24 protein-coding genes and 1 pseudogene are annotated in these 22,914 nt (G+C 74.2%); 12 read left to right on the top strand and 13 right to left on the bottom strand.

Annotated features, from left to right (window positions below):
* Positions 1-30: 30 nt before the first annotated feature.
* The 9 genes and pseudogenes from QLQ12_RS40580 (at position 31) to QLQ12_RS40540 (ending at position 8,632) form a co-directional block, all read left to right on the top strand.
* Positions 31-1,617, top strand: a complete 1,587-nt coding sequence (locus tag QLQ12_RS40580; RefSeq protein WP_282766394.1) for an HAD-IIIA family hydrolase — start codon at positions 31-33, stop codon at positions 1,615-1,617.
* Positions 1,614-2,534 carry a glycosyltransferase gene (locus QLQ12_RS40575; protein WP_282766329.1) on the top strand — a complete coding sequence of 307 codons (921 nt, stop codon included), beginning with the start codon at positions 1,614-1,616 and terminating at the stop codon, positions 2,532-2,534. Before QLQ12_RS40580 ends, QLQ12_RS40575 begins: the two co-directional genes overlap by 4 nt.
* Positions 2,519-3,721, top strand: coding sequence for a glycosyltransferase (locus QLQ12_RS40570; protein ID WP_282766328.1), 1,203 nt, complete (start codon positions 2,519-2,521; stop codon positions 3,719-3,721). Before QLQ12_RS40575 ends, QLQ12_RS40570 begins: the two co-directional genes overlap by 16 nt.
* Complete coding sequence (locus QLQ12_RS40565) at positions 3,718-4,323, top strand: D-sedoheptulose-7-phosphate isomerase (RefSeq protein ID WP_282766327.1); 606 nt, start codon at positions 3,718-3,720, stop codon at positions 4,321-4,323. The genes QLQ12_RS40570 and QLQ12_RS40565 overlap by 4 nt, the downstream gene beginning before the upstream one ends.
* On the top strand, positions 4,320-5,660 hold the full coding sequence (locus QLQ12_RS40560; RefSeq protein WP_282766326.1) for a PfkB family carbohydrate kinase: 1,341 nt from the start codon (positions 4,320-4,322) through the stop codon (positions 5,658-5,660). The genes QLQ12_RS40565 and QLQ12_RS40560 overlap by 4 nt, the downstream gene beginning before the upstream one ends.
* A gap of 7 nt (positions 5,661-5,667) precedes the next feature.
* Positions 5,668-6,348 carry an SDR family oxidoreductase gene (locus QLQ12_RS40555; protein ID WP_282766325.1) on the top strand — a complete coding sequence of 227 codons (681 nt, stop codon included), beginning with the start codon at positions 5,668-5,670 and terminating at the stop codon, positions 6,346-6,348.
* The gene (locus tag QLQ12_RS40550; RefSeq protein WP_282766323.1) at positions 6,345-7,274 is read left to right on the top strand and encodes a glycosyltransferase family 9 protein; all 930 of its coding nucleotides are present in this window, start codon (positions 6,345-6,347) and stop codon (positions 7,272-7,274) included. The genes QLQ12_RS40555 and QLQ12_RS40550 overlap by 4 nt, the downstream gene beginning before the upstream one ends.
* Positions 7,255-8,056 (top strand): annotated as a pseudogene (locus QLQ12_RS40545) (DNA topoisomerase IB). Before QLQ12_RS40550 ends, QLQ12_RS40545 begins: the two are co-directional and overlap by 20 nt.
* A gap of 9 nt (positions 8,057-8,065) precedes the next feature.
* The gene (locus tag QLQ12_RS40540) at positions 8,066-8,632 is read left to right on the top strand and encodes a GNAT family N-acetyltransferase (protein WP_282766322.1); all 567 of its coding nucleotides are present in this window, start codon (positions 8,066-8,068) and stop codon (positions 8,630-8,632) included.
* On the opposite strand, the gene QLQ12_RS40535 is transcribed toward QLQ12_RS40540, so the two are convergent.
* The 4 genes from QLQ12_RS40535 to QLQ12_RS40520 form a co-directional block, all read right to left on the bottom strand.
* Positions 8,629-9,012, bottom strand: a complete 384-nt coding sequence (locus QLQ12_RS40535; RefSeq protein WP_282766321.1) for a hypothetical protein — start codon at positions 9,010-9,012, stop codon at positions 8,629-8,631. The two genes, QLQ12_RS40540 and QLQ12_RS40535, sit on opposite strands and share 4 nt — an antisense overlap.
* Positions 9,013-9,066: 54 nt before the next feature.
* Positions 9,067-10,257, bottom strand: a complete 1,191-nt coding sequence (locus tag QLQ12_RS40530; protein ID WP_282766320.1) for an FAD-dependent monooxygenase — start codon at positions 10,255-10,257, stop codon at positions 9,067-9,069.
* A 125-nt stretch (positions 10,258-10,382) separates the two neighbouring features.
* Positions 10,383-12,977 (bottom strand): ABC transporter permease, encoded by a 2,595-nt coding sequence (locus QLQ12_RS40525; RefSeq protein ID WP_282766319.1) that lies wholly within the window; start codon positions 12,975-12,977, stop codon positions 10,383-10,385.
* An 8-nt stretch (positions 12,978-12,985) separates the two neighbouring features.
* Complete coding sequence (locus QLQ12_RS40520) at positions 12,986-13,738, bottom strand: ABC transporter ATP-binding protein (RefSeq protein WP_282766317.1); 753 nt, start codon at positions 13,736-13,738, stop codon at positions 12,986-12,988.
* Between the two features lie 160 nt (positions 13,739-13,898).
* Between QLQ12_RS40520 and QLQ12_RS40515 the strand changes: the two genes are divergently transcribed.
* Genes QLQ12_RS40515 through QLQ12_RS40505 form a run of 3 tightly spaced genes read left to right on the top strand, consistent with a single transcriptional unit; the run spans position 13,899 to position 16,356 of the window.
* Positions 13,899-15,086 (top strand): sensor histidine kinase, encoded by a 1,188-nt coding sequence (locus QLQ12_RS40515; RefSeq protein WP_282766316.1) that lies wholly within the window; start codon positions 13,899-13,901, stop codon positions 15,084-15,086.
* Complete coding sequence (locus QLQ12_RS40510) at positions 15,074-15,718, top strand: response regulator (RefSeq protein WP_282766314.1); 645 nt, start codon at positions 15,074-15,076, stop codon at positions 15,716-15,718. The genes QLQ12_RS40515 and QLQ12_RS40510 overlap by 13 nt, the downstream gene beginning before the upstream one ends.
* A 50-nt stretch (positions 15,719-15,768) precedes the next feature.
* A complete protein-coding gene (locus tag QLQ12_RS40505) occupies positions 15,769-16,356 on the top strand; it encodes a TetR/AcrR family transcriptional regulator (RefSeq protein ID WP_282766313.1) in 588 nt (195 codons plus the stop codon).
* On the opposite strand, the gene QLQ12_RS40500 is transcribed toward QLQ12_RS40505, so the two are convergent.
* The 9 genes from QLQ12_RS40500 to QLQ12_RS40460 form a co-directional block, all read right to left on the bottom strand.
* Positions 16,295-16,918 carry a maleylpyruvate isomerase family mycothiol-dependent enzyme gene (locus QLQ12_RS40500; protein ID WP_282766312.1) on the bottom strand — a complete coding sequence of 208 codons (624 nt, stop codon included), beginning with the start codon at positions 16,916-16,918 and terminating at the stop codon, positions 16,295-16,297. The two genes, QLQ12_RS40505 and QLQ12_RS40500, sit on opposite strands and share 62 nt — an antisense overlap.
* Positions 16,915-17,364, bottom strand: coding sequence for a MarR family winged helix-turn-helix transcriptional regulator (locus tag QLQ12_RS40495; RefSeq protein WP_282766311.1), 450 nt, complete (start codon positions 17,362-17,364; stop codon positions 16,915-16,917). The genes QLQ12_RS40500 and QLQ12_RS40495 overlap by 4 nt, the downstream gene beginning before the upstream one ends.
* Positions 17,365-17,609: 245 nt before the next feature.
* Positions 17,610-18,236: a methyltransferase domain-containing protein gene (locus QLQ12_RS40490; protein WP_328518342.1), complete on the bottom strand. Its 627-nt coding sequence runs from the start codon at positions 18,234-18,236 to the stop codon at positions 17,610-17,612.
* A gap of 19 nt (positions 18,237-18,255) precedes the next feature.
* Positions 18,256-19,272 carry a sensor histidine kinase gene (locus tag QLQ12_RS40485; RefSeq protein WP_282766310.1) on the bottom strand — a complete coding sequence of 339 codons (1,017 nt, stop codon included), beginning with the start codon at positions 19,270-19,272 and terminating at the stop codon, positions 18,256-18,258.
* Entirely contained in the window at positions 19,269-19,979 is a 711-nt protein-coding gene (locus tag QLQ12_RS40480; RefSeq protein WP_282766309.1) for a response regulator transcription factor, read from the bottom strand. Before QLQ12_RS40480 ends, QLQ12_RS40485 begins: the two co-directional genes overlap by 4 nt.
* A gap of 25 nt (positions 19,980-20,004) precedes the next feature.
* Positions 20,005-20,436: a hypothetical protein gene (locus QLQ12_RS40475; protein WP_282766308.1), complete on the bottom strand. Its 432-nt coding sequence runs from the start codon at positions 20,434-20,436 to the stop codon at positions 20,005-20,007.
* Positions 20,433-21,650: a molybdopterin-dependent oxidoreductase gene (locus QLQ12_RS40470; protein ID WP_282766307.1), complete on the bottom strand. Its 1,218-nt coding sequence runs from the start codon at positions 21,648-21,650 to the stop codon at positions 20,433-20,435. Before QLQ12_RS40470 ends, QLQ12_RS40475 begins: the two co-directional genes overlap by 4 nt.
* The gene (locus QLQ12_RS40465; protein WP_282766306.1) at positions 21,623-22,264 is read right to left on the bottom strand and encodes a class I SAM-dependent methyltransferase; all 642 of its coding nucleotides are present in this window, start codon (positions 22,262-22,264) and stop codon (positions 21,623-21,625) included. The genes QLQ12_RS40470 and QLQ12_RS40465 overlap by 28 nt, the downstream gene beginning before the upstream one ends.
* Complete coding sequence (locus QLQ12_RS40460; RefSeq protein ID WP_282766392.1) at positions 22,261-22,896, bottom strand: TIGR04282 family arsenosugar biosynthesis glycosyltransferase; 636 nt, start codon at positions 22,894-22,896, stop codon at positions 22,261-22,263. Before QLQ12_RS40460 ends, QLQ12_RS40465 begins: the two co-directional genes overlap by 4 nt.
* Positions 22,897-22,914 lie beyond the last annotated feature (18 nt).

The raw sequence follows: 22,914 nt of genomic DNA, 5'->3' as shown, positions 1-22,914 counted from the left end.
ACCTCCGCTCTCCACACCGAGCCATCCCACATCGAGCCGCCCCGCGCCGCGCCCCTCTACGACGCGGTTCTCTTCGACCGGGACGGCACGCTGATCGTCGACGTGCCCTACAACGGCGACCCGGAGAAGGTCCGCCCGATGCCCGGCGCCCGCGAGGCCCTCGACCGGCTGCGCGCCGCCGGGCTGCGCCTCGGGGTGGTCACCAACCAGTCCGGCCTGGCCCGCGGCCGGTTCACCGCCGACCAGATGACGGCCGTCAACCAGCGGATCGACGAGTTGCTGGGGCCGTTCGACACCTGGCAGGTCTGCCCGCACGACGATGCCGCCGGCTGCCTGTGCCGCAAGCCGGCCCCCGGCCTGGTCACCGCCGCCGCCGCGGCGCTCGCCACCACCCCGGGACGCTGCGTGGTGGTCGGCGACATCGGCCGCGACATGGAGGCCGCGCTCGCCGCGGGCGCCGCCGGGATCCTGGTGCCGACCGGTGTGACGCTCCCCGCCGAGGTGGCCGCCGCCCCGCACTGTGCCGCGGATCTGACCGGGGTCGCGGATCTGATCCTGCGGCGCCGGACGCTGCTGACACCCGCACCGCGCGCGGGCCGGGCCGGCACGGTCCTGGCGGTCCGCTCCGACTCGGCCGGGGACGTGCTGGTCACCGGTCCGGCGATCCGGGCGCTGGCCGCCGGCGCCGACCGGGTGGTGCTGCTGTGCGGGCCGCGCGGCCGTGCCGCCGCGGAGCTGCTGCCCGGCGTCGACGAGATCGTCGAGTGGCGTCTGCCGTGGATCGATCCGGAACCCGGCCCGGTCGGCCCGGACGACATGCGGGCTCTCACCGAGCGGCTGAAACAGATCAGCGCCGACGAGGCGGTGGTCTTCACGTCGTTCCACCAGTCCGCGCTGCCGCTGGCGCTGCTGCTGCGGATGGCCGGGATCGGCCGGATCACCGCGATCAGCGAGGACTATCCCGGCTCCCTGCTGGACGTACGTCATCGCGTACCCGATGACCTGCCCGAACCGGAACGTGCGCTGAGCGTCGCGGCAGCGGCCGGGTTCGCTCTTCCCGATGCCGACGACGGGCGGCTCGCGGTGACCGCGCCGGGCCGGCCGCGCGGCGGCTATGTCGTGGTGCATCCGGGCGCGAGCTGCCAGGCGCGGTCGAGTCCGCCGGAGAACCTGCGCGCGATCGTCGCCGCCCTCGCCGGCGCCGGGCACCGGGTCGTGGTGACCGGCGGGCCGGGGGAGCGGCGCCTGGCCGCCCACGTCGCCGCGGGCGTCGCCGAGGACCCGGGCCCGATGTCGATGTCCGCCCTGGCCACGCTGCTGTCCGGCGCCGACTGCCTGGTCGTCGGCAACACCGGCCCGGCGCATCTGGCCGCGGCCGTCGGCACGCCGGTCGTCAGCCTGTTCGCGCCGACCGTCCCGTTCGGGCGCTGGGGGCCCTACCGGGTGCCGGTGGTGCGCCTCGGCGACGCCGCGGCGGCCTGCCGTGACACCCGGGCGACCCGCTGCCCGGTGCCCGGCCACCCCTGCCTGTCCGGGATCCGGCCGCACGACGTTCTCAGCGCGGTGCGCCGGTTTGGCGTCACCGCCCATTCGAAGACCTGCGAGGTTGCCGCGTGAACATTCTCCTCTGGCACGTCCACGGTTCCTGGACCACCTCGTTCGTCCAGGGCAAGCACCGCTACCTGGTGCCGGTCAACGACGCCCGGGACGAGTGGGGCCGGGGCCGCGCGCGGACCTTCGACTGGCCGGACAGCGTCGAGGAGATGCCGCTCGACCACATCCGTGACATCGACGTGGCGATCGCGCAGCGGCCGGACGAGCTGGACCTGATCCCGCCGCACGTGCCGGTGATCTATGTGGAGCACAACACGCCGAAGGGCGACGTTCCGCACAGCCGGCACCCGCTCGCCGACCGCGACGACGTGATCATCGCGCACGTCACCGACTTCAACGACCTGTTCTGGGACTGCGGCGCCACCCGCACCACGGTCATCGAGCACGGCATCGTCGAGCCGAAGGCCCGCTGGACCGGCGAGCTGGAGCGCCTGGCGATCGTCACGAACGAGCCGGTCCGCCGGGGCCGCGTCACCGGCACCGACCTCTTCCCCCGCTTCACCCGGGTCGCCCCGGTCGACGTGTTCGGGATGGGCGTGACGGGACTGGACGGCGTCACCGTCCACGACGACCCGCCGCAGCACGTGATGCACGCCGAGGTGGCGAAACGGCGGGCCTACTTGCACCTGTGCCGGTGGACCTCGCTCGGGCTGAGCCTGATCGAGGCCATGCAGATGGGCATGCCGGTGCTCGCCCTGGCCACCACCGAGGCGGTCGCCGCCGTCCCGCCCGACGCGGGAGTGCTCGCCACCCGGGCGGACACCCTGGTCGAGGCCGCCCAGTGGCTGATGGACGAACCCGACGAGGCGGCCCGGCTCGGCGCCCGGGCCCGGCAGGTGGCCCTCACCCGGTACGGCCTCGACCGTTTCCTCGCCGACTGGGACCGACTGCTGGAGGAGCAGACATGCGCATCGCGATGATCTCGGAGCACGCCAGCCCGCTCGCGGCGCTCGGCGGCGTCGACGCGGGCGGGCAGAACTCGCACGTCGCCGAACTCGCCGCCGCGCTGGCCGGGCACGGCCACGACGTGCGTGTCTACACCCGCCGCGACCACCCGGACCTGCCGCCGGTGGCGCCGATGAGCGACCGGGTCGATGTGGTGCACGTGCCGGCCGGCCCGGCCCGGGCGCTGCCCAAGGACGAGTTGCTGCCGTACATGGGGACGTTCGCCGAGTTCATGGCCGAACAGTGGCGCGACGAGTGGCGGCCCGACGTGGCGCACGCCCACTTCTGGATGAGCGGGCTGGCCACCCTCGACGCCGGCCGCGCCCGCGGGATCCCGGTGGTCCAGACGTTCCACGCCCTCGGCTCGGTCAAGCGCCGCCACCAGGGCCGGGCCGACACCAGCCCGCCGGGCCGGATCGGCTGCGAACGGCACCTGGGGCAGGCCGTCGACCGGGTGATCGTGCAGTGCCGCGACGAGATCGGCGAGCTGCTGCGCCTCGGCGTGCCGCGGTCCAAGATGGCGCTCGTGCCGTCCGGAGTGAACATCGAACGGTTCTGCCAGCGGGGGCCGGCCGTGCCGCGCACCCCCGGAAGGCACCGGATCCTGACCGTTGCCCGGCTCGTCGAACGCAAGGGCGTGGAGGACATCATCCGGGCCCTGCCGGGGGTGCCGGGCGCCGAACTGGTGGTCGTCGGCGGGCCGCCGGCGGCGGAACTCGGCGGCGACCCGTACGCCCGCAAGCTTCTCGCCCTGGCCGAGACCTGCCGGGTCGCCGACCGGGTGCGGCTGGCCGGAGCGGTGCCGGCGCCCGAGATGCCCGCCTGGTACCGCTCGGCGGACGTGCTCGCCGCGACGCCCTGGTACGAGCCGTTCGGCCTGACGCCCCTGGAGGCGATGGCGTGCGGGGTGCCGGTGGTGGCGACCGAGGTGGGCGGGCTCGCCGACACCGTCGTGGACGGGATCACCGGTGACCTGGTGCCGCCACGTGAGCCGAAAGCCCTGGCCGCGGCGCTGCGCCGGCTGGTCGGTGACGACGTGCGGCGGTTCTCGTACGCGGCCGCCGCCGCCGACCGGGCCGCCGTCTCCTACTCGTGGCCCCGGGTCGCCGAACGACTCGCCGCCGTGTATTCGACCGTCGCAGACCTGGAGGTTGTCGCGTGAATCCCCTCGACGCCCACTTGGCCGGGCTGGCGCAGGCGCTGGTGCCGTACCGGTCCGAGGCCGGGCGCCTGGCGCACTGGGGCGCCACCCTGGCCCGCCATCTCAGTGCCGGCGGCCGCCTGCTGGTCGCCGGCAACGGTGGCAGCGCCGCCGAGGCCCAGCATCTGGCCGCCGAACTCGTCGGCAAGCTCCGGGAGGACCGGATGCCGCTGTCCGCGATCGCCCTCACCCCCGACTCGTCGGCGGTCACCGCGATCAGCAACGACTACGGCTTCGAGGAGGTCTTCGCCCGCCAGGTCCGGGCGCACGGCCGCCGCGACGACATCCTGATCGTGATGTCGACGAGCGGCCGCAGCCCCAACCTGGTCGCCGCGGCCCGCGCCGCCGAGGAGACCGGCATGCGCACCTGGGCGATGGTCGGCGAGCGCCCCAATCCGCTCGCCGAGATCTGCCAGGAGGCGCTGTGTTGCCCGTCGCCGGACAGCCAGGTGGTCCAGGAGCTGCACCTGGTCTCGGTGCACCTGATGTGCGAGTACGTGGACCGGTACCTGCTCCCTTTCGAGCGGGACCGCTCCGACTGGGAGGAGATGGTGCGGGTATGAGGCTGGTGATCGTCGGCGACACCCTGCTCGACCGGGACGTGCACGGGACGGTGAGCCGGATCGCCCCGGACGCGCCGGCTCCCGTCCTCGACGAGGAGTCCGTGCGGGAGCGGCCGGGCGGCGCGGGTCTCGCGGCCCTGCTCGCCGCCGGCCACGGCCACCAGGTCGCGCTGGTCACGGCGCTGGCCGCGGACGCCGCCGGGGCCCGGTTGAGCGAGCTGCTCTCGGCCGCCGGCGTCGAGGTGTACGCGCTGTCGCTGCCCGGTTCGACGCCGGAGAAGATCCGGTTGCGCGCCGGCGGTCAGGTGATGCTGCGGTGGGACCGTGGTGGTGAGCCGCAGCCGCCCGGCGACGCCCCGGCCGCGGTCCTCGACGTGCTGCGGGACGCCGGGGCGATCCTGGTCAGCGATTACGGGCGCGGGGTGGCCCGACATCCGGCGCTGCGGGCCGCCATCGAGAAGTCGAGGGCGCCGGTGGTGTGGGACCCGCACCCGAACGGCCCGCCCCCGGTGCCCAACGTCCGCCTGGTCACCCCGAACGAGGCCGAGGCCCGGCGGCTCTCCGGCGACGCCGGGAAAGGCCTGGCCGGCGCACAGCGGGCCGGGCACACGCTGCGACAGCGCTGGCAGGCCGGCGCGGTCGTGGTGACCCGCGGCGCCGAAGGGGCCGTGCTCTGCCAGGGCAGCCCGGCCCCCCTGGTGGTGCCGGTGCCGCAGGCCTCGGCCGGGGACACCTGCGGGGCCGGCGACGCCTTCGCGGCGGCCGCCGCCGCCGCGCTGGCGGAGGGCGCGCTGGTCTCCGAGGCGGTAGCGGCGGCGGTCGCCGCGGCCACCGCCCACGTCGCCGGACCGGTCGAGGTGTCCGAACCGGGGCGGGAGCGCATCGGCGCCGACGAGGCCGGCCGGCTGGCCGCCGACGTCCGCGCGCGCGGCGGGACGGTCGTCGCCACCGGCGGCTGTTTCGACCTGCTGCACACCGGCCACCTCGCCACCCTGAAAGCCGCCCGCTCCCTCGGGGACTGCCTGATCGTCTGCCTGAACAGCGACGACTCGGTCCGCGGCCTCAAGGGCGAGGGCCGCCCGCTCACCCACCAGGACGACCGTGGCCGCCTGCTCGCCGCCCTGGACTGCGTCGATGCCGTGGTCGTCTTCGACGAGCCCACCCCCGAGCCGGTCCTGGCCTGGCTCCGCCCGGACGTCTGGGTCAAGGGCGGCGACTACGACTCCGTCCCGGAGTCCGAGCTGCTCCAGCGCTGGGGCGGCCAGACCGTGATCGTCCCCTACCTGGACGGCCGTTCCACCACGAAAACCATCGCCGAAGCACGCAGCAGGAGGTAGCAGTCGCATGGACGCAGTCATCGTCACCGGAGGATCCAGCGGCCTGGGCGCGGCGGTCGTCGACGCCGTCGTGAAGGCCGGCGGCCGCCCCTTCGTCATCGACCGGCAGCCGCCCCGGGACGGCGTGGAGTGGATCGAGTGCGACCTCGCCGACACCCGGGCCGCCGAACGTGCCACCGCCGAGCTGATCGAGCGGGCCGGCGGCTCGATCGACGGGGTCGTCACGGCCGCCGGCATGGACGTGCCCGGCGCCCTCGCCGACGTCCCCGGCGAGACCTGGGACCGGATCGTCGCGATCGACCTGCTCGCCACCGCCGCGGTCATCCGTGCCGCGCTGCCCGCGCTCAAGCAGTCGCACGGCGGTGTCGTCACCGTCTCGTCGACGCTGGGCGTCAAGGCGGTCTCCGACGCCACCGCATACTGCGCCGCCAAGTTCGGTGTCGTCGGCTTCACCCGGGCGCTGGCCGCCGAACTGGCCGGGCAGGTCAACGTCACCCTGCTCATTCCGGGCGGCATGCGCACGAAGTTCTTCGACGAGCGCGACGACCGGTACAAGCCGGGACCGGACGCGATCCTCAACGACCCGGCGAACGTGGCCGCCGCCATCCTGTTCGCGCTCAGCCAGCCCGCCGGCTGCGCGGTCCGGGAACTCGTCGTGGCGGCGGAACAGGAGAGCTCGTACCCGTGATCCTCGTCCTGCGCGCCCTCGGCGTGGGAGACCTGGCGACCGCGGTGCCCGCCCTGCGCGGGCTCCGCGCCGCCTTCGGTGGCGAGACGCTGAGCCTGGCCGCCCCCGCCTGGCTGACCCCCCTCATCCTCACGATCGGCGGCATCGACCGGATCGTCCCGGCCCGCGAACTGGAACCCCTGGACGCGGCGCCCGCGATGCCCCGGATCGCCGTCAACCTGCACGGATCCGGCCCCGAATCGCACCGGCGTCTGCAGGCGCTGCGGCCCGGCGCGCTGTGGGCGTTCGCCAGCGGGCCCGCCGGCCACCACGACGGCCCCGGCTGGCACGACGACGAGCACGAGGTGCGGCGCTGGTGCCGGCTGGTCCGCTATTACGGCGTGGCCTGCGACGAGACCGATCTGGACCTGGCGGTTCCGGACGCCACGGTCGCGGCGGGCGCGACGCTCGTCCATCCCGGCGCGAAATCCCCGGCCCGGCGCTGGCCTCCGGACCGCTTCGCGGCCGTCGCCCGCCGGCTGTCCGCGGCCGGGCACCGCGTGCTGATCACCGGCTCCCCGGCGGAGAGAGATCTGTGCGTACGGGTGGCCGAACTCGCCGGCCTGCCGCACGAGGCGGTCGCGCGCACCAGCCTGACCGAACTGGCCGCCCTGGTCGCCGGGGCGAGACTGGTGATCTGTGGCGACACCGGCATCGCGCATCTGGCCACGGCCTACCGCACGCCCTCGGTCGTCCTGTTCGGCCCGGTGGCGCCGCAGCGCTGGGGACCGCCCGCGGGCCGCCCGTACCATCGCCCGATCTGGCACGGAACCCGCAGCGAGCGGGGCGATCTTCCCGGCCCGGTCCATCCCGCCCTGCTCGCCGTGACCGAGGACGAGGTCCTCACCGCGGTGGACGAGGTCCAGCATGCGGCTACGGCGAAGTGACCTGCGTGAACCCGGCCTGTCGCGGCGGCCGGCCGGGAAGGGCTTCACCTATCTGGACCGCGCCGGCGAACCGCTGCGCGACGACGCCGAGCGGAAGCGGATCGAGGGACTGGCCATTCCACCGGCCTGGAAACAGGTGTGGATCTCGCCGGATCCGCGCGGCCACATCCAGGCGACCGGGATCGACGCCGCCGGCCGCAAGCAGTACCTCTACCACGCGGAATGGCACGAGCGGCAGGCTCGCGCCAAGTTCGACCACGCGGTGGAGGCGGCGGAGCGGCTGCCCGCGGTCCGTGACCGGCTCTGCGCCGACCTGACCGGCCGTGGCCTGCGACGGGAGCGGGTCCTCGCGGCCATCGTGCGGCTGCTCGACATGGGCACGTTCCGGGTCGGCGGTGAGGAGTCCGCGGCTCGCGAGGACGACCCGACGTTCGGCCTGTCCACGCTGCGGCCCGAGCATGTGCGGACCAGGAACGGCTGCGTGCTGCCGGAGTTCCGGGGCAAGTCCGGGGTTGAGCACACGGTGACCGTCGGCCGCCGAGTCGCTGGCCGGGAGCGGGCCGCAGCCTACCGCCGCGAAACGGAGGAAAGCCGTCTCGCGGGCCATGCGGGACGTCGCCGACCTGCTCGGCAACACCCCGGCGGTGGCTCGCGCCTCCTACGTCGATCCGCGGGTCCTCGAGTCGTACGCCGACGGCGAGGTGATCGACATCGGCCCGGACGACCCGCCGGAGAAGGTCGAGGAGGAGGTTCTCGACCTGCTCACCGATGATTCTGCTTGACTTGTCCGAGTGGGCGACTGGGAAGTACGGCTGATCGGATCCGGCGGGACGACCGAGCGGGAGGCCGCCGGCATCGCGGCGTTGTTGCGCGGCCTGGTGGCCGACGGCGCGGCCCTCGGCTGGGTGGCCCCGCCGTCGGCCGAGGAGGTCGGCGCCCTGATCGCCGATCTGGTCGCGGGGGTGCCGGCCGGTGACACGGCGAGCGCGGTCGCGGTCGCGTTCACCGCCGGCGGCGATGAGGAGGTGGCCGGCTTCGGGTACTGGCGCCGTTACCGGCGGCCCACCCACCGGCCCCACGCCGACCTGGAGGAACTGGCCGTCGCTCCGGGCCGTCAGGGGCTCGGCCTGGGCCGGGCGCTGCTCTCCACGCTGATCGCCGCGGCCCTGCGACAGGGTGTCGAGGTGCTGACCCTCGACGTGCGCGGCGGCAACACGCGCGCCGAGGCCCTGGCCCAGAAACTCGGCTTCCACCAGTACGGCCGCCTGGAGAACTTCGTGGCCGTCGGCGACGCCCGCCACGACAAGCTGTTCTACGCGCTCGACCTGCGCGAACTGCGCGGCCCCGCGGCTTCTTAGCGGGCCCGGATCACCAGTCCATCCAGCCGTCCAGGCCGGGTTTGCGCATCATCGGCGATGTCGGCGAAGTGCATGGTGTCGTCGATGTCGAGCGGCGCCTGGGCCATCCAGTCGCCCCCTCCGGTGACGGCCATCTGGAGCGCCAGGATCGGGGTCAGCACCGCGGCGCCGAATCGCTCCTCGGGGGCCATCTGCCGGTCGAACCGCGGTTCCGGCGCGAGGTGCCCGTCCGGGAAGATCACCGGTACGCCGAGCGCGCTGTAGTCGATGTCCTGGTGCACCAGGTCACGGGCCGCCCGCTGCCGGGTCAGGCGCATCGCGTTGACGAACGCGAGCCCTGTCGAGCTGGGCCCGTCGTAGATCTCGGCGATGACCGCCACACACGAGCGCAGCCGCTGCCAGATCGCCCAGTAGTAGTCGGCCAGCCACGACGGTCAGCGCAAGACAAGGCCGTCGAGCATGGCCGCCGGGCCGCCACCGAACGACGTGAGCCGGCGCCGGAGGGGGCCGGGCAGGCGAGGGAGCAGCCGCATCGCCTGCGCGGTCGTCCACACCTGCGCCCGGCTGCGCGGCACGATCGCGTCCAGCACCTTCGGGCCGACCGCACGGCTGTGCCGGACCGGGGCGGCGAGCGCGGTCTCGTACCCCCGCAAGGCCTCTCGCAGGCCGCCGGCCGTGACGTCGCGCAGCTCGGCGGCGAGCACGTAGGCGCCGGCGGTGGCCAGGCTGGTGCCGCCGCCGACCGCCGGGCCCGGGCCGTAACCGGCGTCGCCGACCAGTGTGACCGGCCCGCGTGACCAGCTCTCCATCCTGACCTGCGAGATGTCGTCGAAGTAGAAGTCGTCCGCCGCGGCGGCGTGCTCCAGGACCGCGGCGATCCGCGGTCCGAGCGCGGCACCGACCAGATTCTTCAAGATCTGCTTCGGTACGGCCGGGTCGCGGCGGTCGTGCGGGATCTCCTCGGGGACACGGGCCAGGAACAGCGCGCGGGACAGCCCGGGAAGCAGCGTCGGGTAGACGGTCGCGGCCAGGCCGGGCGCGGCGAACGCGGCGACCGTCGGCCCGGTCCCGAGCACGTCCGGCAGCGTGTAGACGGCCAGGTAGGCGCCGAGGAAACGGCGGTAGTCCCGCTCCGGGCCGAAGGCCAGCCCGCGGACCCCGGAGTGCAGCCCGTCCGCGCCGACGACCAGATCGGCCTCGACCGTGCTGCCGTCGGAGAGCAGAGCGGTCGCGCCGTCCAGCCTCTCGATCACGGTGCCGAACCGGTAGTCGACGTCGTCCCGGGTCGCCGCGTGCAGGATTCCGGCCAGGGCGCCGCGCATGATCTCCACGTGCCGGCCGGAGATGCCGGCGGCCAGGTCGGCGGTGGCCACCGTGATCGGGTCCCGGCCCGGCCGGAACAGGGTGATCGTGTCGTTGGCGGTGCGGGCGGCGGTCACGTGTGCGAGCAGGCCCATGCGCTCGATCACCTCGACGGCCGGGCCGAACAGGTCGACGGCGTGGCCGCCGTCGCCGGCGCGCGGGCCGGCGGCGCGTTCGACGACGGTGACCTGCCAGCCGTTGCGGCGCAGCCAGTAGGCGAGCACCGGGCCGGCGATGCTGGCGCCTGAGATCAGTGCGTGCACGTGCCCTCCCTCGTTTGTTTACCTATCGGTAAGTAAACGACTGGCGTGAGCCGTACGTCAATGTGCGGTTCGCGGTGGCTCACTCGCGGCGGGCGACGGCGTCGACCGGTGCGGTTCGCGGTGGCTCACTCGCGGCCGGCGATGGCGTCGACCGGCGCGGCCCGCATCGCGAATCGGGTGGCCGCCGTGATCGAGCCCCAGGAGAGCGCGATGGTGAGCGCCACGAGCGCGATCAGCCCGGTGGGGGAGACGCGGGGAACGGCCGAACCGGTCAGCCCGAGACTCAATCCGGCCAGTGGCGGGATCGTCGCCAGCAGGCCGAACAGCAGAGCCGCGAAGACGACGATCCTGGCCTCGCCGTTCATCATCGCGCGGACCTGGTCGCGACCGGCACCGATGAGCCGCAGCGCCGCGAACTCGCGAGCCCGCGCCGCCGTCGCCATCACCAGGGTGTTCACCACCGCGATGGCGATGTAGCCCAGCAGCAGGGTCTGGAACAGCAGGTCGAGCGCCCCGCCACCCGGCCCGCCGGATCCCGGTCCGGCCAGAAGGGCCTCCCGGCCGCCCACCCGGACCGTCGGGTAACCCGTGACGGCGTCGCGCAGCGCGCCGGCGAGCGCCTCCGGATCGGTCCCGTCCGCGGATCTGATCAGCACCGCCGCGTCGACCCGGAAGGTGGTGTGGGCGACGACCAGGTCGTGAGGCAGCACCACGTCCCCGAACCCCAGGCCGTTCTCGTAGATCGCCACGACCCGCGGCTCGATCATCGTGCCGTCGCCGAGCCGGAGCTCGACGGTCGCGCCGGGCCCGGTCCGGAGGGTCTGCGCCGCCACCCGGCTCAGCGCCACCGTCTCGTCCCGCAGCCGCGCCATGTCGCCGTCCAGCACCGCGAGGTCCATGGTCTCGGAGAGCCGTTCGGGCGTCACGCCCTGCGCGGCGTAGACCCTGGTCGCGGTGCTGTCCTCGGACGGGAACGTCAGCAGCACCCGGGTCCGCGCCACCGGCGTGGCCACGGCGACACCGGGCACGCCGCGCACGACGTCGACGATCTCCGGGGACATCCCGGCGCCGGACGACGCGGTCAGCACGTGGTCGGCCCGCAGCCCGTCCTGGAGTTGGTGGCTCGCGGCAGCCGTCATCGTCGAGCCGCCGAACAGTTGCACGGCGGCCAGGGCCACACCCATGGCCAGCGGTGTGGTGGCCGAACTGAGCCGCCGCGAGCCGGCCCGGACACCGGCCCGGGCGAGGAAGCCGCCGGCCGTGGACCCCCGGTTCAGCAGCCTCCCGAACAGCCTGACGGCGCCGTCGAGCAGCACGGGCCCGAGACACCCGAGCGCCACGACGAACAGCAGAACCGCGCTCGCCGCGGTGTCGGCGGCCGAGTCGCCCGGCGGCACCACCTGGCCCAGGGCCAGCAGCAACCCGAGCGGGACGAGCGCGACGCCGATCGTCAACCGGAGCCGGCCGAGTCCGGCGGGTTCGACCGCGGCGTCCCCGAGCGCCTCGACCGGGCCGGCCCTCGCCACCCGGCGTGCGACCAGCCTGCCGGCCAGCCGGGCGCTGATCACGCACGACACCAGCGCGGCGAGGACCGGCCACGGCCCCACCCGGACGGCGAAGTCCGGGGGCATCGCGCCGGCGAGGACGAACACGCCGCGCATCACGAACGCCAGCGCCACGCCGGGGATCGCGCCGGCCACGGCGCCCACCGACGACACCAGGGTCATCTCGGCGTCGATCATCGCGTGGATCTGCCGGGGCGTCGCGCCGACGGCCCGCAGCAGGGCCAGCTCGCGCCTGCGCTGCCGCACCGACAGCGCGAGAGTGCTCGCCACCACGAACACCACGATCAGCACCATGGTCCCGCCGAACGACGCCGCCGTCTCCACCACCAGGCCGCGAGCGTCGCCCACATCCAGGAACTCCACGTCACCGCGCCCCGCGCCGGTGTGGGCCACCACGCCCGGCACGGCGGCCGTGATGCGCTCGGCCAGCTCCGCCGGGACGACACCGGGCGCGGCGAGCACACCGACGGCGTCCACCCGGTCCGGACGTCCGGACAACTCGATCGCCCGGGCGTCGGTGAAGAACACCGCGGACTGCCGGTCCAGCCCGTCCCCCGGCGCCGTGGCGAGGCCCACCACCCGGTAGGACGACGGGACCGAGCCGACCACCAGCCGCACCGTCGCGCCGATCGGCGCCCCGCCGCGCGCGGCCAGGCCGGCGTCCAGCACCACCTCGCCCGGCGCGGCGGGGGCACGGCCCGCATGTGCATGGAACGGCCCGAGCGCCGCGGCGGACCAGCCGTGCCCGAGCACCGGGAAGCCGTCCGGCCCGCTCACCGCGGCACCGTCCGGGCCTAGCATGCTGACTCCGACGGTGACGTCGCCGACGGCGGACCGGACGCCGGGCACCGCCGCGACGGCGGCGACCGTCTCGGCGGGCAGCGTGACACGCTCGCTGAAACGGGCCTCGGAGCTCTCGTCCAGCGGGAACGACTGCCGCGCGCCGAGGACTACCGCCGCGCCCGAGTACCGCTCGGGGGGCACGCCCGCGCCCAGCCCCGACGCCAGCAGGATCCCGCAGGCGGTGATCACCGCCGAGCCCGCGGCGACCGCGATGAAGGAGCCGGCGAAACCGCCCCGCCGGCCCTTGACCGTGCTCCACGCCAGAGCCAGATCCCCGGCCGCCGGCGCCACGAGGCGGACCAGCCGCCGCATGCGGCGGATCACCACTCGCCCAGGTGCGTCATGCGCGACGCGACCTGCTCCGGAGTGGGCCGGGCCAGTTCTCCCGCGAGCCTGCCGTCGGCCAGGAACACCACCGAGTCGGCGTACGACGCGGCCACCGGATCGTGGGTGACCATCAGCACGGTCTGCCCCATGTCGTCCACGACGTGCCGCAGCAGCTCCAGCACCTGCCGGCCGGACCGCGAGTCCAGCGCACCGGTCGGCTCGTCGGCGACCACCACGTCCGGCCGGGTGATCAACGCGCGCGCCACCGCCACCCGCTGCTGCTGACCACCGGAGAGCTCGTTCGGCCGCCGCTCGCCGTGCTCGCCGAGACCGACCGCGGTGAGCGCCCGGCGCAGTGACGCGTCATCGGTTCTCCGGCCCGCCAGCCGTATCGGCAACGTGACGTTCTCCGCCACGGTCAGCGAGCCCAGCAGGTTGTAGGCCTGGAAGACGAAGCCGATCCGCTCGCGCCGCAGCTCGGTGAGCTCGGCCTCGCCGAGGCGCGTCAGCTCGACGTCGCCCAGCCGGACCGAACCCGAGGTCGGCCGGTCCAGACCGGCCGCACAGTGCAGGAAGGTGCTCTTGCCGGAACCGGACGGCCCCATCACCGCGGTGAACGTGCCACGGCGCAGGGCGACGCTCACGGCGTCCAGCGCCCGCACCGCGCCTCCCGCCGAGCCGTACACCCTGGACACCGCGTCCAGGCGGATCGCGTGGTCAGCGGACACGGCGCTGGCCGGTCTCATGCCGCTCAATCTCATGCCGCCCGACGCTACGAGTCGTCGCGGCGCGAACCGCTACCCCGCACCACCGGATATCAGGTACAGCTGGCTGTAGTGCCGGGGCGTGCGGCCATCGGGCAGACTGGGCGCCGTGTCGCCGAATGTGTTGGCCGAAGGCCATCCTGTGACGTCGGTCCGGCGGTGGGCGGGGGTGTGGCGCGGCGGCGTCTACCTGCTGGTGTCGTTGCTCTCGGGGATCGTCACGGTGCTCGCGTTGCCGGTGCTGTGCGTGCCGCGGCTCGCCCGGCCCTGGGCGGACCGGCACCGTGACCGGGCCGGCCGGCTGCTCGGGCTGCCGACGGCGTCGCGGTCCGCCCCGCGAGCGGCCCACCGCCTGGCCGGGGCCGGCCCGTCCACCGGCCGCGATCTGCTCTGGCTGCCGGTGCACGCCGTGATCGGGGTGGCCATCGGCCTGCCCGCGCTGCTGTGCGTGGGCAACGTCGTGACCGGTGTGGTCGTCACGACACTGTGGTGGGCGTTCGCGCCGGAGGACCGGCCACGGCCGTTCGTCGATGTTCCGGTGACCGGCTGGGCGACCGCGCTCACGCTCGGCCCGCTGCAGATCCTGCTGCTCCTCGCGCTGGCGTACGTCTGCTTCCCGCCGATGGCCCGCGCGCACGCCCGGATCTGCCTGGCGGTGCTGTCGCGCTCGACGGCCGAACAGCTCGCCGACCGGGTCGCCGTGCTGACCCGCACCCGGGCGGACGTGCTCGACGCGCACGGCGCGGAGCTGCGCCGGATCGAACGGGACCTGCACGACGGCACCCAGGCCCGGCTGGTGGCCATCGCGATGCGGCTCGCCGTGGCCCGGCAGGCGCTGTCCGACGATCCGCGCGACGAGCGGTTCCTGGAGGAGCTGCTCCGGGACGCACACGAGGGAACCGAAGAGGCGATGACCGAACTCCGCGGTGTGATCAGCACCGTCTATCCGCCGATCCTCGCCGACCGGGGCCTCGCCGGCGCCCTGACCGCGGTGACCGCCCGCTGTGGCGTGCCGACCCGGCTGTCCATCGGCGACATCGACCGGGTGCCGGCGGCCGTGGAGGCCGTCGTCTACTTCGCCGTCGCCGAGGCGCTCACCAACGTCGTCAAGCACAGCCGGGCGACCACGGCCGCTGTCCGGGTGAGCCGCACGGCGGGCCGGCTGTCGGTGGTGGTCACCGACGACGGCACGGGTGGCGCCGACGACCGGCGGGGCACCGGCCTCGCCGGCATCCGGGGCCGGGTGCTCGCGCTCGACGGGCTCGTCGACATCGACAGCCCGGCCGGTGGGCCGACCACCATCACCATGGAGCTGCCGTGCGGGTCGTGATCGCCGAGGACAACGTGCTGCTGTCCACCGGGCTGGAACTGCTGCTCCACCGTGCGGGATTCGAGATCGCCGCCATCGCCGGCGACGCGGCGGCGTTCCTCACCGCCGTGCGGGACCACCGGCCCGACGTCACCATCGTCGACGTCCGGCTGCCGCCGTCGTTTCGCGACGAGGGCATCCGGGCCGCCTTGCAGGCCCGCCGGGAGAGCCCCGGCCTGCCGGTCCTGGTGCTGTCGCAGTACGTCGAGCAGCAGTACGCCGCCGAACTGCTCTCCACCGCCGTCGGCGGCGTCGGTTACCTGCTGAAGGACCGGGTCAGCCGGGTGGACGAGTTCATCGACGCGCTGCGCCGGGTCGCGGGCGGCGGCACCGCGATGGACCCCGAGGTCATCGCGCAACTCGTCCAGCGCGTGGGCGACCCGATCGCCGCCCTCACCCCTCGGGAACGCGAGGTGCTCGCCCTGATGGCACAGGGACACGACAACGACACCATCGCGGGCCGGCTCGTCATCACGGACAACGCCGTGCACAAGCACATCGGCAACATCTTCGCCAAGCTCGGCCTGGCCGTGAGCGACAGCGGTCACCGCCGGGTCCTCGCCGTCCTCACGTACCTCAGCGCGGTGGGCTAGCAGCTAGCCGCCGGCGGGTCGGCTTACCGTCCGGTAAGTAGAATTTCGGCGTGCCCCGTGCCAGGACCACCGAGACCGCCGACCGGATCCGCAGCGCCGCGCTGGAACTGATCGCCCGCAAAGGCGTCCACCAGGTCAGCCTGCGGGAGATCGCCGAGCGGGTCGGGATCACGAAACCGGCGCTCTATTACCACTTCGCGTCGCGGGAGGAACTGGTCCGCAGCCTGGTCCAGCCGCTCATCGACGACGTGGAGGCGACGCTCGCCCCGTTCGGCGCCGACGCCGACCCGCGGGAGTTGCTCGGGGCGTACTTCGACGTGACCTACCGGCACCGTGACATCACCACGATGATCATGCGGGAGCCGAGCATCCTCGCCCTGGTCGACCTGGCGGCGGCGGTCGGCGACTGGCGCCGCCGGATGGTCACCATGCTGGCCGGGCCCGATCCGTCGTTGCCCGAGGTGGTGCGGGCGCAGATGGCGATCGGCGGCCTGGGGGACTGCACGGTCGTGCTGCCCGGCGCCGACCCGGCCGGGCTTCGCGAGGCCGTCCTGGACGCCGCGTGCGACACGCTCCTCATCGGAGCCGGGGGACGCCCGGCCCGGACAGATCCGCGAGTGCCGCCGCCCGGCCGGTGACGGCCATGCCCAGCGCCTCGAGCGGCCCGGTGACCAGCGCGCCCTCGCCCGCTGACCAGTCGTCGTCGGTGGCGGCCAGCCGGAGCCCGGTCAGGCGGCCGGGCGGCGCCAGCGCCGGGGCGGCGCCCGGCGAGGTCAGGTAATCGAGCAGGAGACGCCAGTGGCCGGCCGGCACGTCGGCCGGCAGGCCCAGCGGGCGGGCGATGTCGCGCAGGTGCACGCAGGTCTCGGCGAACGGGCCCATCGGCCCGACCCGCGGCGGGTTCACCCGGTCGCGCGCGTGCTCCCGCAGCAGTGCGATCAGCTCGCCGCGCGGTTTCTCCGCCAGGCGGCGGGTGAAATGGTCGACGATCCGGTCGGTGTCGCCGCGGTAGCGCAGGGCGGTCAGGAAGAACCGGCCGAAACCGATCAGCATGGGTTGGACGAAGTGGGCCGCCAGGTGGTGCACGGTCCACCCCCGGCACAGGGTGTCCGCAGCCCACGCGCGGTCGTCGAGGCCCTCCAGGAAGTCGGCGATCATCAACCGGTTCCCGCTGGTCAGCTCATAGACGTCGGCGTTCACGCGGACCGCGCCTCGGCTCGGACGTCCCGGTTCAGCGCGCCCAGCACCCGCAACGCGGTCGCGATCTCCTCGTCGGTGCACCCGGGAGCCATCCGGCCCAGGCGGTCGAGTTCGCCGGTGCGGATCCGGGCGAAAAGCTCCGACCCGGCCGGGGTGGCGGCGATCAGCACCGAGCGGCGGTGCGCGGGGTTGGAGCGCGGCTCCACGCAGCCGAGGGCGATCAGATCGTTGACGTGCCGCTGGATGCCCTGCCGGGCCAGGTCGAGGCGGTCGGCGATGTCGGGAACGGTCATCGGGCCGTGCCCGGCCAGGATCTCCAGGACGGCCCGCATGCCGACGCTCAGCCCGTCGCCGCGCAGCGACGCCTCGACCACGCGGGCCGAGTTGAGCACGAGCGGCCGGACATGCCGGAGGACTTCGTAGAGCATCGCGCCACGGTCAGACATGACAACAATGATGTCATGTCTGCGCGCGTCGATGCCACTACGGGTTCCGCCCACCGCCCTCCGTGGCGGCCAGCCTCAGCGGCGGCCGCCCAGGCGGTGGCGAGTCCGTCGGCCGGCTTGGAAGGCCGCTCCCCGCAGATAGAACCCGCCGACGATCAAGGCGATGATCAGAACAATCCACAGCCAGGTCATCCGGCCTCCCTCGTGTTTCGAAGATGCCTCCCCTTGCCCCATCTTTCAAGATCTCACTCATGCCGTGCCTCGATCAGCGTCCGGGTCGAGTGGGCGACGAAGGCGCCCCGCTGTCGGATGTCCTGGTCCAGGAGCCGCTGGCGATGCCGATACCGGCCGACGCTGAAGTCCGGCACCCACCACACGCACCTGCGCAGGATCCAGACGACCGCGCCCACGTCGAGGAACTCCATCCGGCAGCGGGCCGTCCGCAGGTCCACGACCGTCAGGCCGGCCGCCCGGGCGTCGGCGGCCTCCCGCTCCGGCTCACGTGCCAGGCGTTCCCGCGGCGGCGGCCCGAGGAACCACTCGATCAGCTCGAACGCCGACGCCGGCCCGACGTGCTGCGCCAGGTAGGTGCCGCCGCGCGACAGCACCCGGGCGATCTCGGGCCAGTCCGGCCGCACCGGATGCCGGCTGCCCACCAGCTCGAACTCCCCGTCCGCGAACGGCAACGGCCGGCCCGGCGCGACCTCCACGATCTCGGCGCCCCGTGGCCCGAGCAGCCGCCGGGCCCGTTCGGTGTTCGGCGGCCACCCCTCGGTGACGACCATCCGCGGCGGGAGCACCGGCATCTCCGCGATGATCTCCCCACCGCCGGCGCCGACGTCCGCCGCGACCGCCTCGTTCACCAGATGCAAGCCCGTCGACGATCACCGGTCAGGCCGCGGGCAGGCGTACCTCGAACTGGCAGCCCCGGCCGGTGTTGCGCACGCCGACCCGGCCGCCGTGCGCCTCGACCAGGCCGCGCACGATCGCCAGGCCGAGCCCTCCGCCACCGCCGGAGCCGTTCTCTCCCGGTGTGCGGGCGCGTTCGCCGCGGAACGCGACGTCGAAGACCCGGTCCAGGTCGTTGTCGGGGATGCCGCCGCAGGTGTCGGAGACGGCCAGCCACACGCTGTCGCGCTCGTGGCCGGCGGTGATGTGCACGGTGCCGTCCTCGGGCGTGTACCGGACCGAGTTGATCAGCAGGTTGCTGACGATGCGGGCGAGTTCCCGTTCGCCGCCCCGGACCAGAGGCCAGCCGCTGTCCGCGGCGACCAGGTGGATCCGCCGGCTGGCGGCGAGCGGAGCGATACCGGCGATGGCGTCGGACACCACCTCACGCAGCGGGACGGTGGTGGGTACGAGTCGCAGCGCGCCGGCAGTGATCCGAGACAGTTCGAACAGGTCGTCGACGAGCTGGGTCATGCGGTCGGTCTCGACCCGGATCCGCCGGTGGTAGTCGCCCACGGTCGCCGGGTCGTCGATGATGCGGTCCTCCAGGGCCTCGGCCATCGCGCGCAGCCCGGCGAGCGGGGTGCGCAGGTCATGCGACACCCAGGCGACGAGCTCCCGGCGGCCGGCCTCCAGATGCCGCTCACGTTCCCGGGCCGCCTGTGCCCAGACCGCGGAGGCCGCCAGCCGGCTGCCGAAGACGGCGCCCACGGCGAGGCTGATCACGGCGGACGCGCTCACCGTGACCAGCACGACCCACAGGTCGTGCGCGGACAGGAACATGGCGCGGGCGACCGTGACGACACCGGCGACCACGGCGAGCACGGTGACGGCGAGCAGCACCACCACGTGGACGAGGATCGAGCGGCCGCGCAGCAACCGCAGCGTCCCGGCACCGGCCAGGCCCACGACGCCACCGGCGGCGAGGGCGTACAGCCCGATCAGCAGCGTGTCGCTCACCGGCGGGCTCCGTCGTCGAGTGGGTCGTAGCGGTATCCGACGCCCCAGACGGTGCGGATGCGGGCCGGTTCGGCCGGATCGCTCTCGATCTTCTCGCGGAGCCGGCGGACGTGGACGGTGACCGTCGACTGGTCGCCGAACTGCCATCCCCAGACCTTGTCCAGCAGGTCGGCGCGCGTCCAGGCGCGGCCGGGGTGAGCCATCAGGAAGACCAGCAGGTCGAACTCCCGGACCGTCAGCGACAGCGGCGCCCCGGCCAGCTCGGCGATGCGGCGTGCGGTGTCGACGGTCAGGTCGCCGTCGCGCAGACGCGCGGGGTGGGAGTGGTTCGCGGCCTGCCCGGCGCTGCGGCGCAGCACCGACTGGATCCGCAGGACCAGCTCGCGGGGGGAGAACGGTTTGGTCACGTAGTCGTCGGCGCCGACCTCCAGCCCGAGGACCCGGTCGGCCTCCTCGCCGAGGGCGGTGAGCATGATCACCGGCAGGTCGGGCAGTTGCCGGCGGATCCGGCGGCACACCTCCAGGCCGTCGATGCCGGGCATCATCAGGTCGAGAACGACCAGGTCGGGCCGGTGGGCGCCGATCGCCGCGAGGCCGCCGGCGCCGTCGGCGGCCAGCAGGACCTCGCAGCCGGCCTGTTCCAGATAACGGCGCACGACGTCACTGACCGTCGAGTCGTCGTCGACGACCAACACCCGATGTCCCATCCCAGCCACGCTACTGACCGTCGCATCACCGAGCCTCATCCCCCGGCCTTTCGAAACTCTTACGGCCCGTCGCCCGCCGAAGCGGCGGCACAGCGGCCCCGGCGGCGATGACGAGCAGGACGACGGCGAGATTCCGGCCGTACGGCGACGGCAGCGCCGACGGGTTGTCCGCCGGACGCCCGAAACCGAGGACCAGCGGCAACGCCACGAAGATGAGCGCGGCGGCGCTGACGGTCGCGGCGATCACGGCCGGACGGCGGCGCGACGGGACGTAGCGGGCGATCACCGCCCCCACCGCCAGGACGGCCGGCATCACGATGATGTCGTGGCCGATCAGCACACCGGCGAGGAAGAGCAGCACACCGGCCGGCGCGAGATCGGGATCGGTGAGGGCGCCGGCGGCGGCGTACCCCATGATCAGAATGCCGGCGACGACCAGCGCCCCGCGCGCCCTCATCGTGACTCCAGCAGGGTGATGCGGCCGATCCACTTGGTCTGCAGCACGCCGGGCCGGTTCGGGGCGATCAGCCGGGCCGGATAGCCGTGATCCAGGTGCAGGGGTTCGCCGCCCAGCCGCAGCGCGACCAGGGTCAACGGGTCACGGGTGTGCTCGGGCGCAACGGTGGTGGCACGGTACCGGCCGCCGGCCTGCAGCGATTCCACCAGGACGGTGGCCCGTTCCGGGTCGGCCCCGACGAGCGCCACCAGATCACGTAACCGTATGCCGGTCCACAGTCCGGACGCGCTCCAGCCTTCCACGCAGGCGATCGGCAGTTCCGCTGTGTGCTGGGGGAGGGCGTTGAGGGCGGCGAGGTCCAGGCTCACGCGCCGGCCCGGTCCGGCGACCTCCAGCTGGTACGACGGATCCGTCACCAGCGACACGACGGCCGCGCCGGCCGCGGTCGTGTTGACCGGCACACCCTGCGGTCCCACATCGGGGAGGCGGGGCGCGAGCACGGCGAGGCCGGACAGCGGCCGGAACGTCTGGCCGACCGTGGTCAGGGTGATCAGCGCGGCCGCGGCCCCGGCGGTGCCGAGCAGGTTCCGCCGGCTCAGCCGGTCCTGGTCCGCCTCGGTGGTGGTGCGGGCGAGCGCGGCACGGACGGCCGGCAGCTGGACGCCGATGTGCACCAGCATCGCGCCGACCACCAGCCACGCGACCCAGTAGTGGCCCGCCGGGAAGTAGAACGGCATCGGGGCATACCAGCGGGAGACGTTCAGAATTCCGCTGACCACCTGGAACAGTGCCGCGGCGACCAGCACCGCGACGCTCGCGCGTTCCGCGGCGTGAGTGACTGACCGGAACGGCGGCCACGTGAACAGACGCGGATAGACCGACCACAGTTTGACCCCGAGCAGCGGCACCGTGGCGAGTCCTGTCGCCACGTGGACGCCTTGGGTGAAGGGGTAGAGAGTCACCGGTCGAGAAGGCCACCGGAACCACGTCGGTGGGTGCTGGATCACGTGACTGAGCAGGCCGGTGAGGAAGCAGACGGCGAACGTGGCGCCGAGCGCCAGGCCGAGTTGGCTGGTGAGCCGGGCTGACCGCGATCGCGAGGGGAACGCTCCGGGGCGCATCGGTCCTCGGCGCGGGGGCGCCTGCAACCAGCGGGCGATCCGCCGGAGAACCGCTGACCGGCCGGTCACCGCGGCGTCAGGGTGGCGAACCACCTGTCCGCCTCCGTCCAGGTGTCGAGCACGCTCATCGCCGAGGCGGCGGCCAGCGCGGCGACGTTGCCCAACGGCACCGACGCCCAGCGCAGAGGATTGCCGGCCCCGCCGGGAGTCTGCACCGTGGCCGTCCCGGACCACGCGGGCGTGCCGGGCGCCGCCAGCTCCGCGTGCAGCAGCCCGTCGGGGGCCAGGAGCCGGCGGCACCGGCGCAGCAGCCGGTGCGGATCTCCGCCGATGCCGATGTTGCCGTCGGCGAGAAGCAGATGCCGCCAGCGCCCGATCCCGGGCACCGGGTCGAAGACGTCGCGTTGCAGCGCGGCCGCGCCGCGGCTGCGGGCCAGGCGAACCGCCGCGGCGCTGATGTCGATGCCGAGGGCGGGCCGGCCGTCGGCGGTCAGCGCGCCGGTGAGCCGCCCGGGACCGCAGCCGACGTCGAGGGTGGGGCCGGTACAGCGCTCGAGCAGCGCGGGGTCTCCGGCGATGGCGTCCTGGCACCAGGCGACCGGGTCGAACCGGAGCACGCCGCCGCTCGCGTGCCGGGCGGTGAACGCGGCGGGGATGCCCGCCGCGGCCCGGTTGATGGCGGCGTCGAAGACCGCGACGGCGCTCACCGGGCAACCGCTTCGGGCGACGGCACATCGGCGGCGACGGCCCGGGCGAAACGGCTGTCCGCCGGGCACATCGCGGCCACCGCGCGCGCATCGGCCACAGTGTCCACGTCACGCAGCCGGGGCAGAAGGTGTACTCGCAGACCACGTCGGGACAGGGCGGTCAGGGTCTGCCGCCCGGTGGTCGCCGTGGAGGTGGGGATGGCACGGAGGAGTTCGGCATGGCCGGAGTCGCGCAGGCCCAGCGCCCACCAGCCGCCATCGTCAGCCGGCCCGAGGGCCGCGTCCGGGCCGCCTGCCGTGCCGAGCAGCCCCAGTGCCTCGTCCAGGTGCCCGGCGGTCAGCTGCGGGGTGTCCATACCGACCAGGACCGCGGCGGCGCCGGGTGTCCGGGCGTCCGCGAACGCGTTGGCGAGGCGCTCGCCGAGCGGGCCGCCGCGCTGCGGGAGCGCCGCCCAGCCCGGCGGGGCCGGGTAGTCGCCGTCGACGACGAGGATCCGGGCGCCGGCAGCGGCCGTGGTGATCGTGTCGAGGGTGTCGGCCAGGGCCGCGGCGGCGATCCGGGCGGCCTGAGCCGGGGTGCAGGGCGGGCAGAGCCGGGTCTTGACCCGCCCGGGGATCGGCGCTTTGGCCATCACCAGAACCTGGGCCGC

Source organism: Actinoplanes sandaracinus (assembly GCF_030009775.1).
GTDB lineage: Bacteria > Actinomycetota > Actinomycetes > Mycobacteriales > Micromonosporaceae > Actinoplanes > Actinoplanes sandaracinus.
Note: the sequence above shows the minus strand (reverse complement) of the source record. Positions and strands in the feature narration are given on the sequence as shown.